Source organism: Cerasicoccus maritimus, assembly GCA_031296935.1.
GTDB lineage: Bacteria > Verrucomicrobiota > Verrucomicrobiia > Opitutales > Cerasicoccaceae > Cerasicoccus > Cerasicoccus maritimus.
On the sequence record JAVDPD010000066.1, the window covers coordinates 1 to 510 of the forward strand.

1 protein-coding gene is annotated in these 510 nt (G+C 54.9%); it reads right to left on the reverse strand.

Annotated elements, in window-relative coordinates; genetic code table 11:
* The coding region (locus RBB62_RS20175) for an integrase core domain-containing protein (protein WP_309401095.1) at positions 1-510 on the reverse strand (510 nt) is incomplete at both ends.

The window sequence follows — 510 nt, forward strand, 5'->3', positions numbered from 1 at the left end:
GTTGTTGTTGTTGTTGAGGTCATCGACTTTTTGTTTCCACAAGGGTATGGCATCGATCCATGTCTGCCATGGCGTTCGACCGCAACACATTTTGCCTTGGTGAGTGCGTTCGTGATTGTAGAAGCGCATCCACTCATCGAGATCCTTCTGCAGCGCATCGATGCTAACGTAAACTTTCTTGCGGAAGGCGATCTGATAAAACTCTTGCAGCATAGTCTTGTGGAAGCGTTCGCAAATGCCGTTGGTTTGCGGTGACTTGGCCTTGGTCTTGGTGTGGTCGATGTCGCACATGGCCAGGTAGAGTTGGTAGTCGTGCTGCTCGGGTTTGCCGCAGTATTCGGTGCCGCGGTCGGTGAGGATGCGCAACAAGCCCATGTCGCTGTCCTCGTAGAGGGGCATGACGCGGTCGTTGAGCAAGTCGGCGGCGGTGATCGGCGTTTTGGTCGTGTAGAGCTTGGCGCAGGCGACCTTGGAGTAGGCGTCGATGAAGGTCTGCTGGTAGACACGTCC